The organism is Mycobacterium persicum (assembly GCF_002086675.1).
In the GTDB taxonomy this organism is placed as follows: domain Bacteria; phylum Actinomycetota; class Actinomycetes; order Mycobacteriales; family Mycobacteriaceae; genus Mycobacterium; species Mycobacterium persicum.
The window spans coordinates 1-286 of sequence record NZ_MVIF01000340.1 but is presented as its reverse complement, the minus strand read 5'-3'; the positions used below and the strand labels follow the sequence as shown (position 1 = coordinate 286).

The window sequence follows — 286 nt, the reverse complement described above, 5'->3', positions numbered from 1 at the left end:
CCCCCCCGGCCGGCCAGACCCCCGCGCCCGCCGGCGCCAACCACCACCGCACCTCGCCCGCCGACGCCACCGTCGCCGCCAGCCCCTCCGGTTCCGCCACTACCGCCGACAGCACCGCCGTTCGCGCCCGCGCCGCCGGCTCCACCGGCGCCCCCGGCGCCACCAGCACCGCCCCCGCAGAAGATCCCGCCGTTCCCGCCGGCACCACCATGTCCTCCGGCCCCGCCATTGCCACCGGGGCCGGCGTCGAGACCTGCACCGCCGGCGCCCCCGGCACCAGCAGCAC

Annotated in this window: 1 pseudogene; it reads right to left on the bottom strand. The window is 81.1% G+C overall.

From position 1 onward, the window contains the following. Positions 1-286 (bottom strand): annotated as a pseudogene (locus BST40_RS31350) (hypothetical protein); the annotation flags it as partial.